Here is a 24,202-nt window from a genome sequence, read left to right on the forward strand (position 1 = left end):
GACTAAGCCGCCGTCGTGTCTCCTCCCTGCCGATGTCGCCCTCCATCCGCCGAACGTTCGGGCCGCCGCCGCGCGGCCGCCGGATCGCCCTCGCGGTGAGCATCGTCGCCGGCCTACTGCTCCCCGTCTACTTCCTCGGCGTCGCCGAGAGCTCCTACCTCGCGCGGGACTTCCACGCCTACCACGCCGCGGCCGAGGCCGCCCTCGCGGGCCGGCCGTTCGTCGGCGTCGACTCGGGCTACCCCGGCGCCGAGTACGTCTACCCGCCGGTCGCCGTCCTGCTGTTCCTCCCCCAGGCGGCGGCCGGCGGGTGGCTGACGGCGTTCGCCCTCCAGACGGCGATCAACGTCGCGGCCGCGACCGGCGTCGCCGCGCTCACCGTCCGAACGATCGAGCGCCACGGCGGCCGGCTCCCGACGCTCGACCGGCTCCTCGTCGCCGGGTTCGTTCTCGGTGCGGCCCCCTCCGTCGCGGTGCTCGGGCTGGGGCAGGTCGATATGCTTGTCGCGCTCGCGCTCGCCGGCAGCTTCCTCGCGCTCGAACGCGGGCAGGAGTGGATCGCCGGCGTCGCCGTCGCCGCGGCGGCGCTGGTCAAACTGTTCCCGGTCGTCCTCGGCCTCTGGCTCCTGTGGCGTCGCTCGTGGCGTGGGCTCGCCGGCGCCGTCGCGACGGGGGTGGCCGGGATCGGTCTCGGCGCGCTCCTGTTCGGCGTCGACGCCTACCGTCGCTACCGGCAGGTCCTCTCCCAGCGGAGCCGGCTCGCGGAGTTCGCCGGCACGGTCTCGCCGGACTTCTTCGCGATGTCGCTGCACCGACCGCTCTCGCAACTGCTCCCGGGGGCGGACCCACTGCTGTACGTCCCGCTGTCGGCGCTGCTTCTGGCACCACCGCTCGCCGTCGTCCTGCGCCGCCGGCGCCGGTTCGTCGACCGCCTCGCGACGTTTCTGGTCGCGGTCGTCGCCACGCTGCTGCTCTCGCCGGCGTCGAACTCGGTGTACGTGGTGTACGTCTACGTCCCCGTGCTCTGCCTGCTGTATCTCACTCCCGACGACCGGAGCCGGCTCCCGCTGGCCGCCGGCACCGTCGCCATCGGCGTCCCGCTCCAGCCGGCCCAGATCGGCGCCGTCCTCGCCGTCCTCGGCGCCCCCGAGCCGGTCCACGCGGCGGTGCTCGGTGCCTCCCGGAGCGTGCTGACGGTGGTCTCGACCCCGCTACTGGGGCTGCTCGTCGTGCTCGCGTGGTGTACGTTCCACGCGACGCGCTACGGGGACGAGCGAGCCGAGCGCGCCCGCCCCGGCGGGGCCGCGACACAGCGCAAATGACTTTCCCGCTGCCCGCCCACCTCCGAGCATGACCACCCACGCCGACCGGGAGTGGCGGCTGATCCGCGAGGAAGCCCGCCCCGGCCCGCTACAGATGGCGCTCGACGAGGTGGCCGCCGAGACGGCCGCTGCCGGGGGGCCACGAACGGTTCGCGTCTACCGCTGGGCACCCTCCTGTCTCTCGATGGGGTACGGGCAGGCCGTCGAGACGGTGGACTGGGAGCACTGCGAGTCGGCGGGGATCGACGTGACCCGCCGGCAGACCGGCGGCGGCGGCATCTACCACGACAACGAGGGCGACGTGGCCTACTCCATCGCCGCGCCCGCCGACGAACTCCCGGGCGAGCTCGTCGAGAGCTACCACGAGCTCTGTCCGCCGATCCTCGACGGGTTCTCGCGGCTTGGCGTCGACGCCGACTTCGTCGACGAGGAGCGCCCGCCGATCTACGAGCCGGCCTGCTACCTCCGGGGGCTCCACCCCGCCCACGACGTGGTGAGCGACGGCGGCGCGGGCCGGAAACTGGCGGGCAACGCCCAGTACCGCCGGAAGGACGCGGTGATCCAGCACGGCTCGATAACCTACGACGCGCGGCCCGAGGATCACCTCGCGGTGTTCTCGGATCCCGAGGTGACCCCCGAGCAGTTCGCCGAGCGCGTGGCGGGGATCACCGACCTCGTGGATGCCAGCCGCGAGGAGACCGTCGACGCGTTCGAGACCGCGTTACAGGAGTGGGCCGACGCCGAGGAGGGGGAGTGGACCGACGAGGAGCTGGAACGCGGGCGGGAGATCGCGGCCGAGAAGTACGAACACGACGCGTGGGTTCGGGAGCGCGCGGCCGAGCGGTAGCCGGGCCACACCGTGCGGTCGCCGGACTGTTCCCCGGCTTCGAACCGCTTTTGCCGGTCGCTCGCGGACTCGAACCATGCTCAAGATCGGCGCGCACGTCTCCATCGCCGGGGGCGTCGACAACGCGGTCGAGCGACAGGTCGAGATCGACGGCAACTGCGGGCAGGTGTTCACCCACTCGCCGCAGGTCTGGGACCACGGCACCATCGAGGACGACGAGGCCGAACAGTTCCGCGAGGAGACCGAGGAGATGCTCGCGGGCCCGTGGGTGATCCACTCCTCCTACCTCGTGAACCTCTGTACGCCGAAGGAGGATCTCCGGGCGAAGAGCCGCGACTCGATGCAGCAGGAGGTCGACGCCGCCGACAAACTCGACATCGAGTACGTGAACGTCCATCTCGGCGCCCACACCGGCGCGGGCGTCGAGGGGGGCATCGAGAACGCCGCGAACGTGATCGACTCACTCGATGTCCCTGACGGCGTGACAGTGCTGGTCGAGAGCGACGCGGGCAGCGGCACCAAGCTCGGCGGCCAGTTCGAGCATCTCGCGACGGTGATCGACGAGACCGACGAGGAGATCGGCGTCTGTCTCGACACCGCCCACATGTTCGCTGCGGGGTACGACCTCTCCACCCCCGAAGCCGTCGACGAGACGGTCGCGGAGTTCGACGACGTGGTCGGCACCGAGTACCTCCACTGCATCCACCTCAACGACTCCAAGCACGAGTGTGGCACCAACAAGGACGAACACGCCCACATCGGCGACGGCTACATCGGCGACGACGGCATGCGCCGGATCGTGAACCATCCGCAGTGGCGCGACCAGCCGTTCGTGCTCGAGACGCCGACCGAGGACGGCCGGAGCTTCGCGTGGAACGTCGACCACGTTCGGGAGCTTCGCGACGAGGAGTAGGCCGCAGGCCGGGTGATCTGTCACCCCGTGAGTAACGCATATACGTCTCTACCGACTCCGTTCGCGCATGTCACGGAGGTGGCGATGACGGGCGCCCCAGTTTCGTTCTCGTTCTCGGACGGCGAGCTGACGGTCCGGGACGAGGCCGGCGGCGGCGAGATGACCCTCACCGTCGACGAGGGCGCCGCCCCGGCCCCTGCCACCGACGCGTGGTTCGACGTGCCGGTCGACGACGCGGTGGGTCTGGAGACGTCGTCGCTCGAGATCCACGGCGGCACCTCCGCCCAGATCCGCCGCCCCGACGGCGAACACTGCGGCGCGGTCAACGACGGCGAGTTCACGATCCGCGGCGAGGCGTACGTCGACGTCTCCGCCGTGCTCAAACTGCTGGTGTACGTCGGCGGCGAGATGACCGGCCGGCTGGTCGGCGACGGCGAGAACCCCGAGTCCCTGCTCGTGACCGCCGACGAGCCGACCCGGATCGTCGTCGGCGCGCGGTCTCCCCACGAGGACCCCATCGCGACGCTGTCGGTGACCGACGACCCCGAGGACCTGATGACGGCGGCGTCGTACCTCGGCTCGTCGATCAAGGAGTGGTCGGCCGAGCGCTCGTGGCCGACGCTGCGGGGCCACCCCCCGGCGATCGAACGCGGCGACGAGCTCCACGTTCCCGACGACCTCTCGCGGCCCGACACCGGCGTGACCGTCGCCGTCCCCCGGAACACGGCCGACGTGCTTCGGGTGACGCCGCTGGCGCACTACTTCGGCGCCGACGTCGTGCCCGGCGACCGCGCGGAGCTCCGGCTGGGGAACCAGCATGTCGAGCAGTTGGGGACGGGAGAGCGGTTGGAGCAGTCCGTCGACGACCTGCTCGGCCACGCGCTCGTGCTCGACAGCCTCGTCCGCATCGGCGGCTACTACTCGATGCCCCGCCTCGAGTACGACGAGCTCGGGGGCGAACTCCCGTTCTACCCGCCGGAGCTGTACGACGAGCCGATCCACCGACAGCTGCTCGAGTATCTCGAAGTGTCGTTCGACACGGTCCGCCCGTACGTCCCCGACTGGCCGGCCGTCGGGACGCTGCGCCCGACGGCGACCGACGCCGAGGCGGTGCCGTACCTCCTGAGCACGCTGGCCCGCGTCCACGTCACCGACGACGGCGTGCCGCGAACGCCGCCCGAGGCCGGGAAGCCGGTCGATCTCTCGACCAGCCTCGACGTTCCCCAGCACGTCGCCGCGCTTCCGCCCGCGGCCCGCGAGCGTGCAGCCGCTCACGAGCGACGACCGGCGGGCGGTGCCTCGGTGCTGTTCGTGGGGTTCGACCGCCCGGCACAGGACCGATTCGCCGGCGTCGACTGGGAGCGGTTCGACATCGACGACCCCCCGAGCGCGGAGTACCGACCCTCGGTCACCCGCGAGGAGCTCCGCGCGCTGCTCCGGGAGCCGTACGCTCACGTCCACTACGGGAACGGCGTCACCCAGTCGGGGTTCGTCTGTGCCGACGGCGTGCTCGGGTTCGACGACCTCCACGACGGCGTCGTCGGCTCCGTGACGTTCCAGTGGGGGCGGCCGTCGACGGCGGAGCTCGCCGGCCTGCACGACGCCGTCTCGGTCGCCTGCCTCACCGACGAGTCGCTCCCGCCGGGGACCGCCCAGGAGCTGGCGGTGTACCTCGCACTCGGCCGCTCAGTCGCGACGAGCGCCCGCCTCGCGGGGGTCGAGGGGGTCAGATACCTCGGCGACGCCACGCTCCCCGTCACCCGTCGCTCCGCCGGCCACCCCCCGTTCATCTCCCGCATCGAGCACGTCGGCCCCGACGAGTACCGCGTCGCTGTCGGGCTGGACTCCCGCGAACACGACCCGCTCGGCCGGGTCGCCACCAGTCGGTTCCGGAAGGCGCCGACAACCCACCAGCTCGCCGGCACGTGGCAGGAGTTCTCACAGCCGATCTCCCGTGCGGAGCTGGAGACGTATCTGGGGCACGACGGTATCTTCCGGTTCGACTGGTGTCCGGAGTCCGAGCAGTCCCCACCCCTGCCCGACGACCTGCTCTCGAAGTAGCCCGGTTCCGAGGGAGACTTACCACGTCGCCCCCAACGCCCGCTATGCGACCGCTCCTCCTCGTCGCGCTGCTCTCGCTGGTCGTCGCGCCCGCGGCAGTCGCGGCCCCCGCCGGGGCGTCGGCGCCCGCGACCCAGACCGACACCACGCTTTCGGGCACCGTCAGCTACCTGAACGGCAGCGCCGTCGCGGACGCGACGGTGATCGTCGGCAGCGGGGATCGCCTCGGGAACGCGACCGAGGACGAACTCCGCGAGATCGCGACCGACCCGCCCGACGACGTGGTGACGGCGACGACGAACGCCTCCGGTGGCTACAACGTGACCGTCCCGGGCGAGATCGACGCCGAGGTCGTCGTCGCCGTCTCCGAAGACGGCGCGAGCCGTCCCCGGAACTACGTCGCCGGCGAGATGGATCTCACCGTCCGCACGACCGAGCGGCTCACCTTCGAGCCGGGCGAGATCACCGCCGAACCCGGCGAGCGCGTCCGCGTCCCGTTCACGCTGAACAACACCGGCGACCAGGCGGTCGAGGGGCTCTCGCTCTCGCTGACGCTGCCCAACGGCTGGAACCACGTCTCCGCGACCTCCGAGACCGGCACGTACCACCAGAGCAACCGGACGTTCACGTGGGATAGCGTCCCCCCCGGCGAGAGCGTCGAGGCGGAGTTCCGGATCTTCGTCGGCCTGGACGCGATCAACGACTCGGCACGGACGTACGAGCTCGCGGTGTTCGCCGACAGCCGGACCCACCCGATCGGGGCGCCGGCGGCGGAGCTGACCGTCCGCTACCCGACCGAGCGAACCGACGCGGAGATCCCCGGCTTCGGCCCGACGAGCGCGATCGCGGCGATCGCCGCACTCGCCGGCGCGGCCGCGCTCGCCCGGCGGGACTGACCGACCCGCTTTTCTCCGTTCCGCCACCATCGGCGCCCGTGCGGGAGTTCACCCCGGAGTATCTCGACCACACGCGCCGTGGGATGTGGGAGTCGACGGCGGCGCTGGCGCCGCTGGATCTCGCGGACCGCGAGCGCGTGCTCGACGTCGGCTGCGGGACGGGCGAACTCGCCGGCGTGCTCGCCGCCGAGACGCCCGGCGAGGTGGTCGGCGTCGACGCCGACACGGAGCTGCTGGCGGTCGCCCGCGAGCGGACGGGCCTCCCGGTGCTCGCCGGCGACGCGACTCGGCTGCCGGTCCGCGACGGCGCGGCGGACCTGGTGGTCTGTCAGGCGCTGCTGATCAACCTCCCCGACCCCACCGCGGCGGTCCGGGAGTTCGCCCGCGTTTCCTCGGATCTCGTAGCCGCCATCGAACCGAACAACGCGGCGGTGGAGGTGTCCTCGACGGTCGACGCCGAGGAGCGACTGGAGCGGGAGGTCCGCGAGGCGTACCTCGCGGGCGTCGACACCGACGTGGCGATGGGTGAGCGCGTGCGCGACCTGTTTGAGAGCGCCGGGATCGAGCTGGTGGATCGGCGCACGTACCGCCACGAGAAACTGGTCGAACCCCCCTACAGCGAGCCGGCGATGGAGAGCGCGGCGCGGAAGGCCAGCGGCGCGGGGATCGCGGAACACGAGCGGGAACTGCGTAACGCCGGCGCGGACTACGACGAGCTCCGGGCGGCGTGGCGCGAGATGGGGCGTGAGGTGGTGGAGGAGATGGGCGCGGAGGCGTATCGGCGGCGCGAGGTCGTGCCGTTCGAGGTTACGGTGGGGCGAGTTTGAGTCGCGTCCCCGGCTATTTTACCGCTCCCGCGGGAGTCCCACCCCATGCCCTCCCGAATCAGCGAGATCGTGTTCAGCGAACCGTCCGGGCGCCTCCACTCGATCGTCATGTTCGCGAGCGCCGTCCTCTTCCTCGGGCTCTACGGCTACGTCCACGCCGACACCTCGGCGGAGTGGCTCCTCGTCATGGCGGCCGGGAACGTGCTCTCTGGGGTCGCGGAGTCGCTCCCGGCGGACCGACGGCGCGCGGCCGGTGCCTTCCGGATCGCGGCGGTCTCTGTGTTCCTCTGTCTGTTGATCGCGATGGTGGTCGCGCCCGAGTTCGTCTTCGAGTAGCCCTCCCTACACGGCCCCCATCGACGCCAGCAGCCGACATTTCCGACACACATCCGCAGACGTCGTCGACCCGCACTCCTCGCACTCGCCCAACTCATCGTCCTCGTCGCCGCCGTACGCCTCGGCGGCCAGCTCCGCCAGCTCCTCGTAGCCGGACATGATCGAGTGCCGCGTCCCGGGGTGGTCCTCCTCCAGTTCGAGCAGCAGCTCCTGGATCTCCCCGCGGTACGCCTCGCTGGCGTGGGGGCACTCGGTGATGTGCGCCGGCAGGTCGTTCACGTGGGCGTACAGCGCCACCTCCTTCTCCGGGATATCCCGCAGCGGCTTCGCCCGGGGGACGAACGCGTCGCTCTCCTCGCGGTCGTCGAACCCGCCGATGGAGGCGTCGAAATGTTTGGCGACCTGCTTCACGTCGCCCTCGAGGAAGTTCATCAGCGCCGTCTGGGCCTCGTCGTCGAGGTTATGGCCTGTCAGCAGCTTGTCGGCGCCCAACTCGTCGGCGTACTCCTCCAGCAGGTCCCGGCGGAACACGCCGCAGTACGCACAGGGCGCCATGTTCTCGGGGTCGTCCTCGACCACGTCGTCCATGCGGACGCCGAACTCCTCCTCGTAGCCGACGACCTCGTGTTCGATCCCCAGATCCTCGGTCAGCTCCTCGCTGGCGGCCAGCGACTCGTCGCGGTACCCCTCGATCCCCTCGTGGATCGACAGCGCCACCAGCTCTACGCGGCGGTCCTCGCCGAACGTATCCGCGAGGATCTCCGTGAGCACGACCGAGTCCTTCCCGCCCGAGAGGCCGATCACCCACGTCTCCGGCGCCTCTGGCGTCGCCTCGCGGGAGATCAGGCTGTCCTCGCGGATTCGGCGGCGCACCCGCTTCTCCACCGATCGCGTGAAGTGCTCCTCACAGAGGTGGGCCCCGGAGTAGGCGGCGTGCATGACCGCCTCCGACCCACACCGGTCACAGTCCATTTGCCCGCGCTAACCGACCGGCGGGGATAGGGGTTCCGCTCGTGGGGGCGGAGGCGACTCCCTGTCGACGCGGCGAGGCGGGTCACGATGCTCGCCCGGCATCGAACTTTGGTTTCGAAAGTACGACGCTTCTCGTACGTACGTTCCGAAGGCGCAAACGCACTAAAGGAGGAGCCCCTACACGTAGACAACCATGGGTACACGCACAGCACAGCTGAACATCACGGGCATGTCCTGTGCCAACTGCTCGGCGACGGTTGGCGACGCCCTGACGGAGCTCGATGGCGTGGTCGAGGCGAACGTCAACTACGCCACTGACGAGGGGTCCGTCGAGTACGATCCCGAGGCGGTGTCGCTCGGCGAGATCTACGACGCCGTCGAGGCGGCCGGTTACGGCGTCGTCTCGGAGACGGTGACGATCGCCATCTCCGACATGTCGTGTGCGAACTGCGCGGACACCAACGAGGAGGCGCTCGAACGCGTCCCCGGCGTCGTCGTCGCCGAAGTCAACTACGCGACCGACGAGGCCCAGGTCACTTACAACCCCGAGGACGCCTCGCTCGAGGCGATGTACGACGCGATCGAGGACGCGGGGTACACGCCGGTCCGCGAGGACGGCGACGCCGGGGACGACGATGGTGAGTCCGCCCGCGACGCCGCCCGGAACGAGGAGATCCGTAAACAGCGCCGGCTGACGCTGTTCGGCGCCGCGCTGTCGGCGCCGCTTCTGTTCTTCCTGCTCGAACACTTCTTCTTCGATAGCCTGCTTACCGACTCGCTGCTTGGCGTGCCGCTTGGGTGGGTGATGTTCGCGCTCGCGACGCCCGTGCAGGTCGTGCTCGGCCGGCCGTTCTACAGGAACTCCTACAACGCGCTCGTCACGAACGGGCGCGCCAACATGGACGTGCTGATCGCGCTCGGCTCCACCACCGCGTACGCGTACTCCGTCGCGACGCTTTTGGACCTGATCGCGGGGAGCCTCTACTTCGACACCGCGGCGCTGATCCTCGTGTTCATCACGCTCGGGAACTACCTCGAGGCCCGCTCGAAAGGGCAGGCCGGTGAGGCGCTCCGGACGCTGCTGGAGATGGAGGCCGACACTGCGACCGTGGTCGACGAGGACGGCAACGAGGCGGAGATCCCCCTTGAGGACGTCGAGGTCGGTGACCGCATGAAGATCCGCCCCGGCGAGCAGATCCCCACCGACGGCGTGGTCGTCGACGGCCAGTCCGCCGTCGACGAGTCGATGGTCACCGGGGAGTCCGTCCCCGTCGAGAAGACCGAGGGCGACGAGGTCGTCGGCTCGACCATCAACGAGAACGGCGTGCTGATCGTCGAGGCGACGAAAGTCGGTGCGGACACGGCGCTCCAGCAGATCGTGCAGACCGTGAAGGAGGCCCAGTCCCGCCAGCCCGACATCCAGAACCTCGCGGACCGCATCTCCGCGTACTTCGTGCCGGCGGTGATCCTCAACGCCGTCTTCTGGGGCGCCGTCTGGTACCTGTTCCCCCAAACGCTCGCGGGGCTCGTGAACTCGCTCCCGCTGTGGGGGCTGGTCGCCGGCGGCCCGGCGGTCGCGGGCGGCACCGTCTCCGTGTTCGAGTTCGCGATCGTCGTGTTCGCCTCGGCGGTGTTGATCGCCTGTCCCTGCGCGCTCGGGCTCGCGACGCCGGCGGCGACGATGGTCGGCACGACGATCGGCGCCCAGAACGGCGTCCTGTTCAAGGGTGGTGACGTGCTCGAACGCGCGAAGGACGTCGACACGGTCGTGTTCGACAAGACCGGGACGCTCACCGAGGGCGAGATGGAGCTCACCGACGTCGTCGCCTTCAGCGGCCCGGAGGGGGCCCGAGCCGACGGCGGCGACGCCGACGCCGCGCCAGATGGGGGTGAGCGAACCGACGGTTCGCGATCCTCGTCGGATCCCCGATCCGACGGCGGCCAACTAGCCGAACGCGAGCGACTCGACGAGGACGACGTGCTCCGGCTCGCGGCGACGGCCGAGAGCGGCAGCGAGCACCCCCTCGCCCGCGCGATCGTCGACGGCGCCGAGGAACGCGGCATCGAGGTCGGCTCCGCCGAGAGCTTCGAGAACGTGCCCGGCCAGGGCGTCCGGGCGACGGTCGAGGGCTCCGAGGTGCTGGTCGGCAACCGGAAGCTGCTCCGCGAGAACGGCGTCGATCCCGAGCCCGCCGCCGAGACGATGGAGCGACTCGAGAGCGAGGGGAAGACGGCGATGCTCGTGGCCTTGCGCGGTTCGGAGCGAAGCGAGAACCGCGATGCGAGTAGCGCGGAGCAGAGCTCCGCGGACCATTCGAGCGGGCAACGCCCGCGAGAAGACGGCGACCAGCCGCGAGCCGAGGGCGAACTGGTGGGCGTCGTCGCCGACGCCGACACCGTGAAAGAGAGCGCCAAGTCGGCCGTGAGCCAACTCCGCGAACGCGGCCTCGACGTGATGATGCTCACCGGCGACAACGAGCGCACCGCCCGCGCGGTCGCCGAGCAGGTGGGGATCGACCCCGAGAACGTCCGCGCAGAGGTGCTGCCGGAGGACAAATCCGACGCCGTCGAGGCGATCCAGGAGCAGGACCGAAAGGCGATGATGGTCGGCGACGGCGTCAACGACGCGCCCGCCCTCGCGGTCGCGTACGTCGGGACCGCGATCGGCTCCGGGACGGACGTGGCGATCGAGGCCGCCGACGTGACGCTGATGCGCGACGACCCCGTCGACGTGGTGAAAGCGATCCGGATCTCCGACGCGACGCTCCAGAAGATCAAGCAGAACCTCGTCTGGGCGCTGGGGTACAACACGGCGATGATCCCGCTGGCCTCGCTGGGACTGCTCCAGCCGGTGCTCGCTGCGGGCGCGATGGCGATATCGTCGGTGTCGGTGCTGACGAACAGCCTGCTGTTCCGGCGGTACGATCCCGACGAGGACTACCGACTCTTGGGTCGATAGTCCCGAAGGCTGTACCCCTCGGTCGCGCACAGCGATTCCGAGTGAGCACGCTTGGCCCCGATACACGCCCGAAGAGGCTACGAACTGCTTGGTGGGTCCGCGTCGTCGCCGAACCCACTCCCGTACGATTCGATAACCTCCGTAACGGTGACCTCGTACGCGTCGTACCACTCTGTCCACCGCTGTTTCGCCCGTTCGTGGACGGGTTCTACCCCGAACGACTCGAGCGCGTCCAGCGATTCCCAGTAGTACGCGACGAGAACCTCCTCGCTTTCGGGGGCGTGCCACGTCCGCTTGCCGAGATACCCTTCCGTGTCTTCGGCGGCTGCCTGTATCGCGTCGTTCAGGTCGTGAAACTCCTCGTCGTACTCCCCCGGAGCGAGACGAAACGTAACGAGATACATCCACCCGGGTCTCTCACCCCCGTGAGAAAGGCGCTTTCCCTCGGAGCCAGCGCTACTGCTCGTCGAAAGCGTGTCACCACGAAAGCGTCGATTACCGTCGCCGGCCGTCGATCTCGACCTCGGTTCAGGCCGGGCTCGCGGCCGTACCCGAGTCCGCGGTCTCGGCGGCCTGGAGCAGCTCCTGGTAGCGGTTGCGGATGGTGACTTCGCTCATGTCGGTCGCCTCGCTGACCTCGCTCTGGGTCAGCGCGTTGTTGGTCAGCACGCCCGCGGCGTAGATCGCGGCGGCCGCGAGGCCGACCGGCGACTTGCCGGAGTGGACGTTCTGGCGCTTGGCGGTCTCGAGCAGTTCGCGCGCGCGGCGCTCGGTCTCGTCGTCGAGCTCGAGGTCGCTGGCAAAGCGCGGGAGGTACTCCAGCGGGTCGGCGGGCTGGACCTCGAGCTTCAGCTCCCGCACGATGTAGCGGTAGGCGCGCTTGAACGTCGCCTGGTCGACGCGGGAGACGGCGCTCATCTCGTCGAGGCTGCGGGGGACGTTCCCCATCCGGGCCGCGGCGTGGAGGCTTGCGGTCGCGATCCCCTCGATCGAGCGGCCGGGCAGCAGATCCTTGTCCAGCGCCTGTCGGTAGATCACCGAGGCGGTCTCGCGGACGTTCTCCGGGAGGCCGAGCGCGGAGGCCATCCGGTCGATCTCGCCCAGCGCCTGCTTGAGGTTGCGCTCCTTGTGGTCGCGGGTGCGGAACCGCTCGTTCCACGTGCGCAGCCGCTGCATCTTCTCGCGCTGGCTGGCCGAGAGCTGGTTGCCGTAGGCGTCCTTGTTCTGCCAGCCGATGTTGGTCGACAGCCCGTCGTCGTGCATCATCTTCGTCGTCGGCGCGCCGACACGGGACTTCTCGTCTTTCTCGCCGGCGTCGAACGCGCGCCACTCGGGCCCGCGGTCGATGCCGTCTTCGTCGACGACGAGGCCACAGTCCGCACAGACGGTCTCGGCCTGTGCCTCGTCGGTCTGGAGGTTACCACCGCACTCGGGGCAGTGGTGCTCCTCCTCGGTCTCTGCCCGCTCGGTCTCGGTTTCGCGGTGGGTGATGTTGGTGCTCATTGGATTGGAACCGAAGGGTACCCGACGCGGCTCGCCGGGTTGTCTTCACTCCAGGGTAGGAGAGTGAAGTATATAAGCCTTTCGTCAGCTCTGATAGCCGTTACCGCGCTTCTACCTCACGATTCTTCGGGGTAGATGCAGTATCGACGTACCGGTAGCTTCTTGAGTGGAGTAACCTTGTGTAAGTCTCACACGAACGACTCGCCGGCCCGTGGTCTCGTCGGGAGGAGAGAACTGCCGACGCCGGCCGTCAGTCGCCCGCGACCTGACAGCCGCCGTCGTAGTCGACGCCGGAGAGGGAGTCGATCCCCTCGTCGCCACAGACCGGGCAGTCGGGGTTCTCGCGGTACGGGACGGTCTCGAAGCTGAGCTCCCGGGCGTCGTAGAACAGCAGTCGGCCCGAAAGCGTCTCGCCCAGTCCCAGCAGCAGCTTCACGGCCTCGGTCGCCTGCAGACAGCCGACGGTGCCGGGGAGCACGCCCAGCACGCCCGTCGTCGCACAGTCCGGCACCGTTCCGGGTTCGGGCGCCTCGGGGAACAGACAGCGGTAGCAGGGCCCCTCGGGCGTGAGGGTGGTGATCTGCCCCTCGAACTTGTAGATCGCGCCGTGACAGAGCGGAACGCTCTCGATCTGACAGGCGTCGTTGAGCATGTACCGCGTGGGGAAGTTGTCGGTGCAGTCGACGACCACGTCGTAGTCGGCGACCAGGTCGCGGGCCTCCTCGGGGGCGATCCGGCGCTCCATCGCCTCGACCTCGACGTCGGGGTTGAGGTCGGCGACGAACTCGGCGGCGCTCTCGGCCTTGGGGCGCCCCACGTCGGCGTCGCGGTGGATGATCTGGCGCTGGAGGTTCGAGCGTTCGACCACGTCGTCGTCGACGATGCCCAGCGTCCCCACGCCCGCGGCCGCGAGGTACTGGATGGCCGGCGCGCCGAGGCCGCCCGCGCCGACGACCAGCGCGCTCCCCTCCAGCAGGCGTTTCTGCCCCTCCGGCCCCACGTCGTCGAGGATGATGTGCCGGGAGTAGCGGTCGAGCTGGGTGGCGTCGAGCGAGAGGTCGGTCATATGCCGTGTTTCGGGTCCGACGAGGGTTAAGCGTACGGACGGCGGCGTTCGGAGCCGTCGCGGCCCGAAACACTGCCACTGGGGACTCAGGCGGAGTACCGGCAAGGATAGCCGCGAATCGCGATACTCCGATCACTCGACACCGCGACTCAAAGCCGCTCAGCCGAACGCTTCCTCCGAATACGGCCGTTCAGCAGCGCACTCGACCGAGGCGCGATCACCCGCGGCGACGCCGTTCATACCGCTCGGGCAGGTATCGATCTCCACCGATGGTTTCGACGCTACTCGTCGCGCTGACAGTCGGCCTCGGACTCGGCGTGTTCCTCCAGAAGGGGCGGTTCTGCTTCGTCCACGCGTTCCGCGACCTGTTCGCGTTCGAGGACACCCGGGTCACGAAGGGCGTGCTGGCGGCGACGACGCTCACGATGGTCTTCTGGAGCATCGCGTACTCGTTGGGCTACTACCAGGGGTTCTGGACGCCGGGCTGGGGGCTGACCGGCCTGCTCGGCGGCTTCGTCTTCGGCGTCGGGATGACGTACGCCGGGGGGTGTGCCACCGGGACGCTGTACCGCGCCGGCCAGGGGTATCTCCACTTCTGGCTCACGCTGCTGTTCATGGGCGTGGGCTACGTCGCCTTCACAGTCGCCTACCCCACGCTGGAGAGCGCCTACTTCGCGCCGCTGACGTTCGGCGAGGGAGTGACACTGTTCGAGACCTCCCCGATCCCGGCGCCCGCACTGGCGCTGCTGATTGCGGCGGGCGTGGTGCTGGTGTACGCCACCGTCGTCGGCCGGAACGCGACGGCCGGCGAGGAACGCGGCGGCGAAGCGATCGCCGACGGCGGCGTGCCGTCGTCCCGCTCGGCGACCGTCACGGGTCTGCGCTCGTTCCTCACCGGCACCCGATCGTACGCGGACGGACTTCGCGAAGCGTGGCGCGACCCGATCGCCAGCAGCAAGCAGCCGTGGGACCCACGGACGGCCGCGCTGGGGATCACCGCGCTCGCGGTGCTGTGGTTCACGCAGGTGTCCATCGTCGGCGTCACCGGGCCGGAGGCGCGCTGGACGGGCTACCTGCTGAACCTCGCGGGCGTCGACGCCGGCTCGTTCGAGTACTGGGGCTCGGTGCTGTTCCAGGGCGCGGGCGTCACGCTGACCGTCGACATGGTGATGATCGCGGCCGTCATCGGCGGCGCCTTCCTCGCGTCGCTCTGGAGCGGCGACTTCTCGGTCCGCGTCCCGAAGCGCCGCCGCCTTCCGAACGCCGTCTTCGGCGGCTTCCTCATGGGTGCGGGCTCCCGGCTCGCGCCGGGCTGTAACATCGGCAACATCTACTCCGGGCTCGCGGAGCTGTCGGTCCACTCCTTCGTCGCAACGGTGGGGATCCTGGCGGGCGTCTACGCGATGACCCACTGGCTCTACCGCGACGTGGGCTGTGCGATCTAGCCGCGTGTCGGCGCCGTAGCCTCCTTCCCTCCGGCAACCCCATCCCGACGTATGGTCACGACCGACCGCTACTTCCTCGCACAGCGCCCCGACGGCGTGCCGGACGACGACACGTTCGACCTGCGGAGCGTCGACCTCGACGACCCCGAGCCCGGCGAGGCCCTCGTAAAGCTCCGCTACCTCTCGGTGGACCCGTACATGCGCGGCCGGATGGACGCCGGCGACTCCTACGCCGAGGCGTGGGACGTCGACGAACCACTGGAAGGCGGCGCGGTCGGCGAAGTCGTCGACGAGACCGGCACCGAGTTCGAGTCGGGCGACACCGTCGTCGGCAACATGTCCTGGTCGGAGTACCACCTCGCGGACGCCGACGCCCTCCAGCGCATCGAGACCGGCGCGCTCCCGGTGTCGACAGCGCTGGGGGTGGTGGGGATGCCCGGCCGCACGGCGTACTTCGGCACGCGGGAGGTGCTGGAGCCGCGTGCAGGGGATACGGTGGTCGTCACCGCGGCCGCCGGTGCGGTGGGGTCGGTCGTCGGCCAACTCGCGAAGATGCAGGGCGCCCGCGTGGTCGGCTTCGCGGGCAGCGACGAGAAATGCGACGTGGTGGAGGAGACGTTCGGCTTCGACGCCTGCATCAACTACGAATCGACCGACGACCACGCCGAGGCGCTCGCCGAGGCCGCGCCCGGGGGCGTCGACGGCTACTTCGACAACGTGGGCGGGCCGATCACGGACGCCGTGTTCACGCAGTTGAACGTCGACGCCCGCGTCGCGGTGTGCGGGCAGATCGCGCTGTACAACGCCGAGGAGATGCCCACCGGTCCGCGGAAGCTGGGGAAGCTGATCGAGACCCGCGCCCGCGTCGAGGGGCTGCTCGTCCAGGACTTCGCGCCGCGGTTCGAGGAAGCGACGGCGGATCTGACGGAGTGGGTGGCGTCGGGGGAGATCGAGTACCGCGAGACGGTGACCGAGGGGCTGGAGAACGCTCCGGAGGCGTTCTTGGGGCTGTTCGAGGGCGAGAACGTCGGAAAGCAGGTGGTGAAAGTTGGGGAGTGAGGCGGTGTCTCGGTAACTGTCGGTACAGCGACCGCCGCGAACGCGACCGCGGAGTGAGCATGGCCACTTGCGACCGCACCGCCCCGCACAGCCCTCACGCCTCCCCAACCGACTCACCCGCTTCGCTCGTTCGTCCCTCGCGCTCGGGGCGCACACGGAGGTGCGCCCGCTTCGCGCCGACGGCACAGCAGTCGCTGTTCGAAGTAGCGTCGAAAGAAAACGGATCGGAGATCGGCGTTAGACAGTCACGGCATGGGTTCCGTGCAGCCGACACGAGGTCGGCTGTTGGTCACGAGCCGTGACTGGTGTTACACGATTACGGCATGGGTTCTGTGGTCGCCGAACGGAGTCGCCGACAGGTCACTCGCCGTAATCGGTGTTACTTCCCGCCGCGGTCGCCCGACGCGACGCTCGGTCGGACCTTCTCGGCACCCTTGCCGCGAGTGCGGAGGCCGCGGTTGGACTTGCCGGCGTTGGTGAGGCCGCGGAACGCGCGACCGGTCTGGGAGTCGTTACAGATCCAGTTGAGCTCGTCGTCGTTCTGGATCGCGGCGTGTTCGGGGTCCACGAGGATCGCCTCGAACCACTTCTGGGAGCCGTCCTCGCCGACCCAGTAGGAGTTCAGCACCTCGAGGTTCGGGTACTTGCGCGCGGCGCGCTCCTCGCCGATGCGCTGGATCGAGGTGCGTCGACCGATGCGGTTGACGCCCTGGCGCTTCGAGCGGCGGCCCGCCTTGTGTCGGCGCTTGCGCGCGCCGCCCTTGCGGACGGCGACGCGGACGACGACGATCCCCTGCTTGGCCTTGTAGCCGAGTTCGCGGGCCTTGTCGAGGCGGGTCGGGCGCTCGATGCGCTCGATGGCGCCCTCGTTGCGCCACTCCTGCTTTCGCTGCCACTGGAGCTCGGCGAGCTTACCGTCGCCGGGCTGCTTCCACGCATCCTTGATGTGGGAGTAGAAACTTCGTGCCATGGTTCTGGTGCGGGCGCTTGCGATTCAGTCGACGAGTCGGCGGCTTCGCCGCCTTTTGGAGGCGCGTAGCGCCTCCGCCGACCACATTTCGTCCCGAGCTATCGGGTGCCCGCTGGCGTCCCGTCGACCAGCGAGTTGGACGTGCGTACTCGGGATTCGGTGGTAAGGGTTTCGAAGCGGGTCGCATTGGGTGTCGTGTTCGTGCCTGCTCTGTTGGAGAAATTCGACGGTCTGGCGTCGTCGACGGCTGTCTCCGTCCGAATTGCTCTTCGAAACTGCTGTTGCGGTCGCGGCTGCTGCTTCAGTCCACAACGACTGTAACGCCGCGACAACCGTCCCAGCTACAACCGACTCTGAAAAATCAGAAACCGCCCACCGATCACCGACTTAAACGTACGTGAACCACTCCTCGTGGTCGTCCGTCCGCCGCTCGACGAGGTCGAAGAAGGCGCTCTGGAGCTCCTCCGTCACTGGGCCGCGCCCGCCATCGCCGATCTCGACGTTATCGACCTTTCGGATCGGCGTCACCTCGGCCGCGCTGCCGGTGAAGAACAGCTCGTCGGCGGTGTGCAGTTCGCCCCGGGAGATGCTGACGTTGTCGTGGACCTCGTAGCCGCGCTCCTCGGCCAGCGTGATCACCGTCTCCCGGGTGATCCCGTCGAGGATCGACTCGCTCAGCCCGGGCGTGAAGATCTCGCCGTCGCGGACGAGGAACAGGTTCTCGCCAGGCCCCTCGGCAACGTTCCCCTCCTTGTTCAGGACGATCGCCTCCTCGTAGCCGTGGCGGCGGGCCTCCTCGCCGGCCAGCATGCTGTTGACGTACAGCCCCGTCGTCTTCGCGTTGGTCGGGATCTGGCTGGAGGCGTGCTTGCGCCAGGAGGACACCTTCACCTCGATCCCGTTCTCCAGCGCCTCGTCGCCGAGGTACGCACCCCACGGCCAGGCGGCGATCGTCACGTCCGTCGGGCAGTCGCCCGGCGAGACGCCCAGCGAGTGGTAGCCGTAGTACGCCAGCGGGCGGATGTACGCCGACTCGAGGTCGTTCCGGCGGATGACCTCGAGCGTGGCCTCGGTGATCTCCTCGCGGGAGAACGGGATCTCCATGTCGTACGGCTTCGCGGAGTTGTAGAAGCGGTCGAGGTGTTCCTCCCAGCGGAAGATGGCGGTCCCCTCCTGGGTGTCGTAGGCGCGGACCCCCTCGAAGATGCCCGTGCCGTAATGCATCGCGTGGGTGAGCACGTGGACCTGGGCGTCCTCCCAGTCGACGTACTCGCCGTTCATCCAGATCGTCCCGTCCTGCTCCATCTCCTCGAAGGCGCTCATACCCCTGTGTGGGTCGGGCGGGGACTTAAATTCGCAAGAAACCGTCGCCTCAGTCCAGTCGCGCCACCAGGTCCCGCCCCTCGACGTACACGAGCCCCTCGCGCTCGGCGTAGGCGCGCGCGTCGGCGGGCGTCCGCGCCCCGCCGGTGTCGCCGTCGAGCATCTCACACACCACCACCGCGGGCTCGCGGTCGGCGGCGTCGGCCAGCGCGAGGCCGAGTTCGGTGTGACCTTGGCGGTCAGCCAGCCGATCCGGCGCCCCACGGAGGAGTGTGACGTGCCCCGGCGAACGGAACGACTCGGCGAAGTCCTCGTCGTCGAACTCGCCGGCCGCGGCGGCGTCGGCCGCGGCGCCCAGCTCCCGGATCGTCAGCGCGCGGTCGTCGTCGGTGATCCCCGTGAACGTCTCGCGGTGGTTCACCGGCAGCGAGAACGACGAGCGGTCGTCGTAGTCCAGGTGGCCCGCCTCGGCCGCGGGATGGTCGAGCGCGTCAGCGAGGAACGGGAGGCCCCACGCCTCGGCGACAGCGTCGTCGATCGCCACGCAGATCAGTCCGCCGGCGTCGTTGCGCAGCCGGCGGACCGCGTCGGGGTCGACTGCCTGTGCGGGGTAGACGATGTCCACCTCGCCCTCGCGGTCGGCGGCGTCGTGGATCAGCACGGGCTCCCCACGGGAGAACGCCGCCCGGGCGGCCGCCACGCTGTCGACGTCGGTTCGGGTCGAACTCATGCGTCCTCGATCTCCACGACGATCTCGTCGCCGTCGGCCAGCCCCAGTTCGTCGCGCAGCATCTCGGGCGCGATCAGCTCGATCTGGTCCTCGTCGTGGTGGGTGCGGTCGGGGACGATCACGTGGACCGGCTCGACGCTGCCGGCGTCGGCCTCCACCCGCGCGGGGTAACAGGTCGCGGCGCCGTACGTGCGCTCCTCGTCCTCCCACTCGTCGATGCGTACCCCCTCGACGGCGGCGAGCTCGCTCCGGTTTCGGGTGCTCTCCTCGTCGAGGTCGACGTTGAGCGTCCCCGGGTACGGCTCGTACCCCAGCCGCTCCTCGAACTGGCGTTTGTACCCCGACAGCGAGATGTAGTGACGCCCCTCGCCCGCGCCGGCGGTCACCGCCCCCGCGAGCGCGAGCGCGGCGTCGTCCTCGAACAGCCGTCGGTAGTCGGCGTACTCCCCGCGGAGGCGGGCTTTCCCGTCCGCCGTGAGCGAGATCCACTGGCCGTCCGCGACGACCTCGCGCTCGATTAGCCCGGCGGACTCCAGGCGCTGGAGCCGTCGGGAGGCGGTCTGGCTCGACGCGTCGAGGCGGTCGCCGAGCGCCGCACACGACACCTTCCGCTCGCCGTCGACGCCGCCCGATAGCGCGATCTCTTTCAGCGCCGCCACCTCGGCGGCGTCGACCCCCGCGCTCGTCTCTTGCATGGCTCGCAGTTCAGGATCGAGACGCTTAACGATACTGGATACGGTACGCTTCCCAGAACCGTGACGCACACCCGTGGCTCAGCAGCCGGGCAGTCCGAAAACGCGTGGTCGTGTCGCAGTAGTTCGGCGGCGCGTCCGCCGGCCGTTCGACGATCGTGCCGCTCGACCCGGGCGTTTTGCAGGTGGACGCACCCTCCGGCTGATCTCTCACGTGTCGACCGTTCTCACAGCTTCGGAAGCCCCTTTATCCACCGGGCGGAACGGTGGCCCATGTTCATCGAGTTCCGGTCGTCGGTTGAGGACGCCGTCGCGGGCGCGCTCGCCGCGCGCGACCTCCCGACCGACGACCTCGGGATCGAGGAGCCGCCGGCGGACGTCGACGCCGTGCTCGCCTCCAGCGCCGCGTTCCGGCTCGCGAGCGAGGTCGGCGCGCCGCCGCCCCAGGTCGCCGCGGAGGTGGCCGCGGAGATCGACCCCGACGAGTACGAGTACGTCGGCGAGATCACGACACAGGGGCCGTACCTCAACTTCGCGCCCAGCGACGACTACTACGCCGACACGCTCGACGCCGCGGGCGACGACGAGTACGGCCAGCGCCCGCCGAAAGGGGAGTCGGTCGTCGTCGAACACACCTCCGCGAACCCGACCGGGCCGGTTCACGTCGGCCGCGCGCGCAATCCCATCATCGGCGACGCGATCGCCAACGCGCTGGACTACGCGGGCTACGACGTCGAGCGCCACTACTACGTCAACGACGCCGGCCGGCAGGTCGCGGTGTTCACGTGGGCGTACGAGACGTTCGACGAGAGCGACCTGCCGGAGCCGGAACGCGAGATGCCCGACTACGAGCTCGTCCGCTACTACCGCAAGGGGAACAGCTACCTCGAGGCGGCCGACGAGGCCGCCGTCGCCGAAGCCGAGGCGGAGATCGAGTCCATCATGCAGGGGCTCGAGGACGGCGACGAGGAGACGTACGAGCGCGTGAGCGAGGTGGTCGACACGGTGCTCGAGGGGATGAACCAGACGCTCTCCCGGCTCCCCGCGCCGTTCGACGAGTTCGTCAAGGAGACGCGGTTCATGCGTTCGGGCGCCACCGACGACGTGGTCGAACGCCTGCAGGCGCTCGACGAGGCGGAGTACGAGGAGGAGGCGTGGCAACTGGACCTCTCCGAGTACGGCATCGACAAGAACTTCGTGTTCCTGCGCTCGGACGGAACGACGCTGTACACCACCCGCGACCTCGCCCACCACGAGTGGAAGTTCGACAACTTCGACCGCGCGGTGACGGTCGTCGGCGAGGACCACAAGCTCACCTTCTCCCAGCTCCGCGAGACGCTCGAACTGCTCGGCCACGACACCGACCAGCTCGATCAGGTGTTCTTCTCGTGGGTGAACCTCCCCGGCGGCGAGGGGATGAGCACCCGCGAGGGCACCGGGATCGACCTCGACGACCTGCTCGACGAGGCGATCCATCGCGCCCGCGAGGAGGTCGAACAGCGTATGGACGACCGCATCCGCGAGGACGACCTCGACGACGAGGACGTCGAGCGCATCGCCCGCCAGGTCGGCATCGGTGCGGTCCGGTACGACATCGTCGCCAAACAGCCCAGCAAGTCGATCACGTTCGAGTGGGACCGCGCGCTCGACTTCGAGGCGCAGTCGGCGCCGTACGTCCAGTACGTCCACGCGCGCTGTCGCGGGATCCTCGACGGCGAGACGCTCCCCGAGGACGTCGACGGCGATCTGCTCGAGACGCCCGAGGAGCGCGACCTGCTCCGCACGATCGCGCGGTTCCCCGCGGTGGTCGAGGCGGCCGCCGAGGATCTCGAACCCCACCGCGTCGCGACGTACACCCGGACGTTCGCCGAGCGGTTCAACGCGTTCTACCGCGAGTGTCCGGTGCTCGACGCGGAGAGCGACGAACTCCGTGCCGCGCGGCTGGCGCTCGTGGCTGCGGCGGCGCACACGGTCGGGAACGCGCTCGACGTCCTCGGCGTCGCCGCGCCCGAGTCGATGTAGCGCTCGCTCGCTCAGCTCCGCGTCCGCGGGTGTGAGACCGCTGCACGCACAGTCAACAGGTACTTACACGCGATAGCACCTACCCTGAAGTAATGAGTACCGACGCCGAAGAGGCAAGCGAGGACAGGCGGAAGTACGAGTTCCGCAAGGTCCTCGAGGAGCTGCAGGAGTACGAGGGATCAGGAACGCAGCTCGTCTCCATCTACATCCCCGAGGACCGCCAGATCTCCGACGTCGTCGCCCACGTCACCCAGGAGCACTCCGAGGCGGCCAACATCAAGTCCAAGCAGACCCGGACGAACGTCCAGGACGCGCTCACGTCGATCAAGGACCGCCTGCGCTACTACGACACCTACCCGCCCGAGAACGGGATGGTGATCTTCTCCGGCGCCATCGACGCCGGCGGCGGCCAGACGGAGATGATCACCCGCACCCTGGAGTCGCCGCCGGAACCCATCGAGTCGTTCCGCTACCACTGCGACTCGAACTTCCTGGTCGAGCCCCTGGAGCATATGCTGGCCGACTCGGGGCTGTTCGGCCTGATCGTGCTCGACCGCCGCGAGGCCAACGTCGGCTGGCTCAAGGGGAAACGCGTCGAGCCGGTGAAGTCCGCCACCTCACTGGTGCCGGGCAAGCAGCGCAAAGGTGGCCAGTCAGCGCAGCGATTCGCCCGACTGCGCCTCGAAGCGATCGACAACTTCTACCAGGAGGTCGCGGGGATGGCCGACGACCTGATGGTCCCTAAGCGCCACGAGCTCGACGGGATCCTCGTCGGCGGCCCGTCGCCGACCAAAGACGAGTTCCTCGACGGCGACTACCTCCACCACGAGCTGCAGGACAAGGTGCTCGGGAAGTTCGACATCGCCTACACCGACGAGTCGGGGCTGTACGACCTCGTCGACGCCGGGCAGGAGGCGCTGGCCGACCAGGAGCTGGTCGAGGACAAGAACCAGATGGAGGAGTTCTTCGAGAACCTCCACACCGGCGGCGAGGCGACCTACGGGCTGGGGCCGACCCGGAAGAACCTCGTGATGGGCTCGGTCGACCGCCTGCTGCTCTCGGAGGACCTGACCGAGGACGTGGTCGTCTTCGAGTGTCCGAACGGGCACACCGAGTACGAGACCGTCGAGCGCCGGCACAACACGCCCGAGCACGAGTGTTCGGAGTGTGGCGAGCAGGCCGAGGTCGAGGAGCGCGAGGACGTGGTCGACCACCTGATGGAGATCGCCGACCAGCGCGGGACGGAGACGAAGTTCATCAGCACCGACTTCGAGAAGGGCGAGCAGCTGCTGAACGCGTTCGGCGGGATCGCCGGGATTCTGCGGTACGAGACGGGTGTGTAAGCGGACGACGGGTCTTTTCTGGTGTCTAGGCGGATTTTCAGGGCTTGTAGAGAGACTCGAGCAGCGACCGCAACAGCATCTCGAAGCATGACCACTTGTACCGCGACCGCACCGCGATGGTCTTCCCCTCATCCTCCCCACGGGCTTGCCGACCGTCGGCGAGCCCTCGCGTCCACCGCGCGGCAGCAGCGACACGGGGGGCGAGGGAGTGAGAGAGGCTTCGTCGCAGAGCAGAAACGATTTTGTTACTCCCGTGAGACCTCGGAACATGGGTCTGTTCGGGACCGTTCTGTTCTGGGCACCGATCGCGTTCGTCTTCCTCGCGACTGCCAGCTACGCCGGGTCGATGCTGGCACTCAAACGCTACCACGACGACGCGGAGTTCTCGGCGTCGGACGTGATCAGGGTCGAGGATCCCGGTGGCGATGATTCGTAACACGACGTAGTGGCCCAGATGCTCGTCCTGAACCGAGATCCCGCTCGACCGACCCGTCATCGTGGCCGTCGAGGTAACTACCGGAACGACGCCAACTGCTGACTCCGGCGGCCGATATCGAACGGCGGTTCCAGTTCTTCCGCGCCCGCCAACCGCTCCAGCGCGAGCGGCACGTCGGTCCCCGCGCGTTCGGCCGCCTCGCACAGCGCCTCGATCGCCGCGCGGTTCAGCGCCAGCGAGTCGAGCTTCCCCAGCGCGAGCGCGAACGCGACGCCGCCGCGCCCACCCGGGAACGACTCGTGGATTATGGTGAACTCGGCGTCCTCGGGGGTGGGGACGTCGTCGACGCCCGCGTCGCTCGCGGCGACGATCTCGAGACAGCGAGAACAGATGGCGGCGTCGTCGGCCGGCGCGTGCTCACGGAGCTCCGGCGGGACGGCGAAGGCGACGACCGGGGCGCCACACGCCGGACAGGACACG

Annotated in this window: 22 protein-coding genes; 13 read left to right on the forward strand and 9 right to left on the reverse strand. The window is 69.3% G+C overall.

The features are described from left to right. Window positions 1–32: 32 nt before the first annotated feature. The 7 genes from B4589_RS10410 to B4589_RS10440 all read left to right on the forward strand — a co-directional run bounded on the left by B4589_RS10410 (window position 33) and on the right by B4589_RS10440 (window position 7,202). The gene (locus B4589_RS10410; protein ID WP_079234208.1) at window positions 33–1,322 is read left to right on the forward strand and encodes a glycosyltransferase family 87 protein; all 1,290 of its coding nucleotides are present in this window, start codon (window positions 33–35) and stop codon (window positions 1,320–1,322) included. A 28-nt stretch (window positions 1,323–1,350) separates the two neighbouring features. Further along, window positions 1,351–2,169, forward strand: coding sequence for a biotin/lipoate A/B protein ligase family protein (locus B4589_RS10415; protein WP_079234209.1), 819 nt, complete (start codon window positions 1,351–1,353; stop codon window positions 2,167–2,169). Window positions 2,170–2,245: 76 nt separating this feature from the next. Beyond that, window positions 2,246–3,082 (forward strand): deoxyribonuclease IV, encoded by an 837-nt coding sequence (locus B4589_RS10420; protein ID WP_079234210.1) that lies wholly within the window; start codon window positions 2,246–2,248, stop codon window positions 3,080–3,082. A gap of 84 nt (window positions 3,083–3,166) precedes the next feature. Further along, a complete protein-coding gene (locus tag B4589_RS10425; protein WP_143414319.1) occupies window positions 3,167–5,143 on the forward strand; it encodes a hypothetical protein in 1,977 nt (658 codons plus the stop codon). A gap of 44 nt (window positions 5,144–5,187) precedes the next feature. Further along, window positions 5,188–6,039, forward strand: coding sequence for an NEW3 domain-containing protein (locus B4589_RS10430; RefSeq protein WP_079234212.1), 852 nt, complete (start codon window positions 5,188–5,190; stop codon window positions 6,037–6,039). A gap of 38 nt (window positions 6,040–6,077) precedes the next feature. Then, window positions 6,078–6,866 (forward strand): class I SAM-dependent methyltransferase, encoded by a 789-nt coding sequence (locus B4589_RS10435; RefSeq protein WP_079234213.1) that lies wholly within the window; start codon window positions 6,078–6,080, stop codon window positions 6,864–6,866. Window positions 6,867–6,911: 45 nt separating this feature from the next. Continuing rightward, window positions 6,912–7,202 (forward strand): hypothetical protein, encoded by a 291-nt coding sequence (locus B4589_RS10440; protein ID WP_079234214.1) that lies wholly within the window; start codon window positions 6,912–6,914, stop codon window positions 7,200–7,202. A 6-nt stretch (window positions 7,203–7,208) separates the two neighbouring features. On the opposite strand, the gene B4589_RS10445 is transcribed toward B4589_RS10440, so the two are convergent. Then, window positions 7,209–8,174 carry a TIGR00269 family protein gene (locus B4589_RS10445; RefSeq protein WP_079234215.1) on the reverse strand — a complete coding sequence of 322 codons (966 nt, stop codon included), beginning with the start codon at window positions 8,172–8,174 and terminating at the stop codon, window positions 7,209–7,211. Between the two features lie 193 nt (window positions 8,175–8,367). Here B4589_RS10445 and B4589_RS10450 point away from each other — a divergent pair, with 193 nt between their 5' ends. Next, window positions 8,368–11,133, forward strand: a complete 2,766-nt coding sequence (locus tag B4589_RS10450; RefSeq protein WP_079234216.1) for an HAD-IC family P-type ATPase — start codon at window positions 8,368–8,370, stop codon at window positions 11,131–11,133. 77 nt (window positions 11,134–11,210) lie between these two features. On the opposite strand, the gene B4589_RS10455 is transcribed toward B4589_RS10450, so the two are convergent. The 3 genes from B4589_RS10455 to B4589_RS10465 form a co-directional block, all read right to left on the reverse strand. Continuing rightward, on the reverse strand, window positions 11,211–11,537 hold the full coding sequence (locus B4589_RS10455) for an antibiotic biosynthesis monooxygenase (protein ID WP_079234217.1): 327 nt from the start codon (window positions 11,535–11,537) through the stop codon (window positions 11,211–11,213). Between the two features lie 124 nt (window positions 11,538–11,661). Then, on the reverse strand, window positions 11,662–12,636 hold the full coding sequence (locus B4589_RS10460) for a transcription initiation factor IIB family protein (RefSeq protein ID WP_079234218.1): 975 nt from the start codon (window positions 12,634–12,636) through the stop codon (window positions 11,662–11,664). Window positions 12,637–12,886: 250 nt separating this feature from the next. After that, window positions 12,887–13,702, reverse strand: coding sequence for a HesA/MoeB/ThiF family protein (locus B4589_RS10465; protein ID WP_079234219.1), 816 nt, complete (start codon window positions 13,700–13,702; stop codon window positions 12,887–12,889). 269 nt (window positions 13,703–13,971) lie between these two features. Here B4589_RS10465 and B4589_RS10470 point away from each other — a divergent pair, with 269 nt between their 5' ends. After that, the gene (locus B4589_RS10470) at window positions 13,972–15,147 is read left to right on the forward strand and encodes a YeeE/YedE family protein (RefSeq protein WP_079234220.1); all 1,176 of its coding nucleotides are present in this window, start codon (window positions 13,972–13,974) and stop codon (window positions 15,145–15,147) included. A 51-nt stretch (window positions 15,148–15,198) separates the two neighbouring features. Further along, window positions 15,199–16,206: an NADP-dependent oxidoreductase gene (locus tag B4589_RS10475; protein ID WP_079234221.1), complete on the forward strand. Its 1,008-nt coding sequence runs from the start codon at window positions 15,199–15,201 to the stop codon at window positions 16,204–16,206. A gap of 379 nt (window positions 16,207–16,585) precedes the next feature. Here the strand turns inward: B4589_RS10475 and B4589_RS10480 are convergent, their stop codons facing one another. The 4 genes from B4589_RS10480 to B4589_RS10495 form a co-directional block, all read right to left on the reverse strand. Beyond that, window positions 16,586–17,176, reverse strand: a complete 591-nt coding sequence (locus B4589_RS10480; RefSeq protein ID WP_079234222.1) for a 50S ribosomal protein L15e — start codon at window positions 17,174–17,176, stop codon at window positions 16,586–16,588. 387 nt (window positions 17,177–17,563) lie between these two features. Continuing rightward, window positions 17,564–18,499, reverse strand: coding sequence for a branched-chain amino acid transaminase (locus tag B4589_RS10485; protein ID WP_079234223.1), 936 nt, complete (start codon window positions 18,497–18,499; stop codon window positions 17,564–17,566). A 49-nt stretch (window positions 18,500–18,548) separates the two neighbouring features. Continuing rightward, the gene (ribB, locus tag B4589_RS10490; RefSeq protein ID WP_079234224.1) at window positions 18,549–19,229 is read right to left on the reverse strand and encodes a 3,4-dihydroxy-2-butanone-4-phosphate synthase; all 681 of its coding nucleotides are present in this window, start codon (window positions 19,227–19,229) and stop codon (window positions 18,549–18,551) included. Further along, entirely contained in the window at window positions 19,226–19,924 is a 699-nt protein-coding gene (locus B4589_RS10495) for a DUF120 domain-containing protein (protein ID WP_079234225.1), read from the reverse strand. Before B4589_RS10495 ends, ribB begins: the two co-directional genes overlap by 4 nt. A gap of 270 nt (window positions 19,925–20,194) precedes the next feature. Here B4589_RS10495 and argS point away from each other — a divergent pair, with 270 nt between their 5' ends. The 3 genes from argS to B4589_RS10510 all read left to right on the forward strand — a co-directional run bounded on the left by argS (window position 20,195) and on the right by B4589_RS10510 (window position 23,722). Next, a complete protein-coding gene (gene argS, locus B4589_RS10500) occupies window positions 20,195–21,943 on the forward strand; it encodes an arginine--tRNA ligase (RefSeq protein ID WP_079234226.1) in 1,749 nt (582 codons plus the stop codon). A 92-nt stretch (window positions 21,944–22,035) separates the two neighbouring features. After that, complete coding sequence (gene prf1, locus B4589_RS10505) at window positions 22,036–23,286, forward strand: peptide chain release factor aRF-1 (RefSeq protein ID WP_079234227.1); 1,251 nt, start codon at window positions 22,036–22,038, stop codon at window positions 23,284–23,286. A 268-nt stretch (window positions 23,287–23,554) separates the two neighbouring features. Beyond that, window positions 23,555–23,722 (forward strand): hypothetical protein, encoded by a 168-nt coding sequence (locus B4589_RS10510; protein WP_158081168.1) that lies wholly within the window; start codon window positions 23,555–23,557, stop codon window positions 23,720–23,722. Window positions 23,723–23,799: 77 nt separating this feature from the next. On the opposite strand, the gene B4589_RS10515 is transcribed toward B4589_RS10510, so the two are convergent. Then, on the reverse strand, window positions 23,800–24,201 hold the full coding sequence (locus B4589_RS10515; protein WP_079234228.1) for a DUF6276 family protein: 402 nt from the start codon (window positions 24,199–24,201) through the stop codon (window positions 23,800–23,802). Window position 24,202: the final 1 nt, after the last annotated feature.

Origin of the sequence: Halolamina sp. CBA1230 (genome assembly GCF_002025255.2) — an archaeon.
In the GTDB taxonomy this organism is placed as follows: Archaea; Halobacteriota; Halobacteria; order Halobacteriales; family Haloferacaceae; genus Halolamina.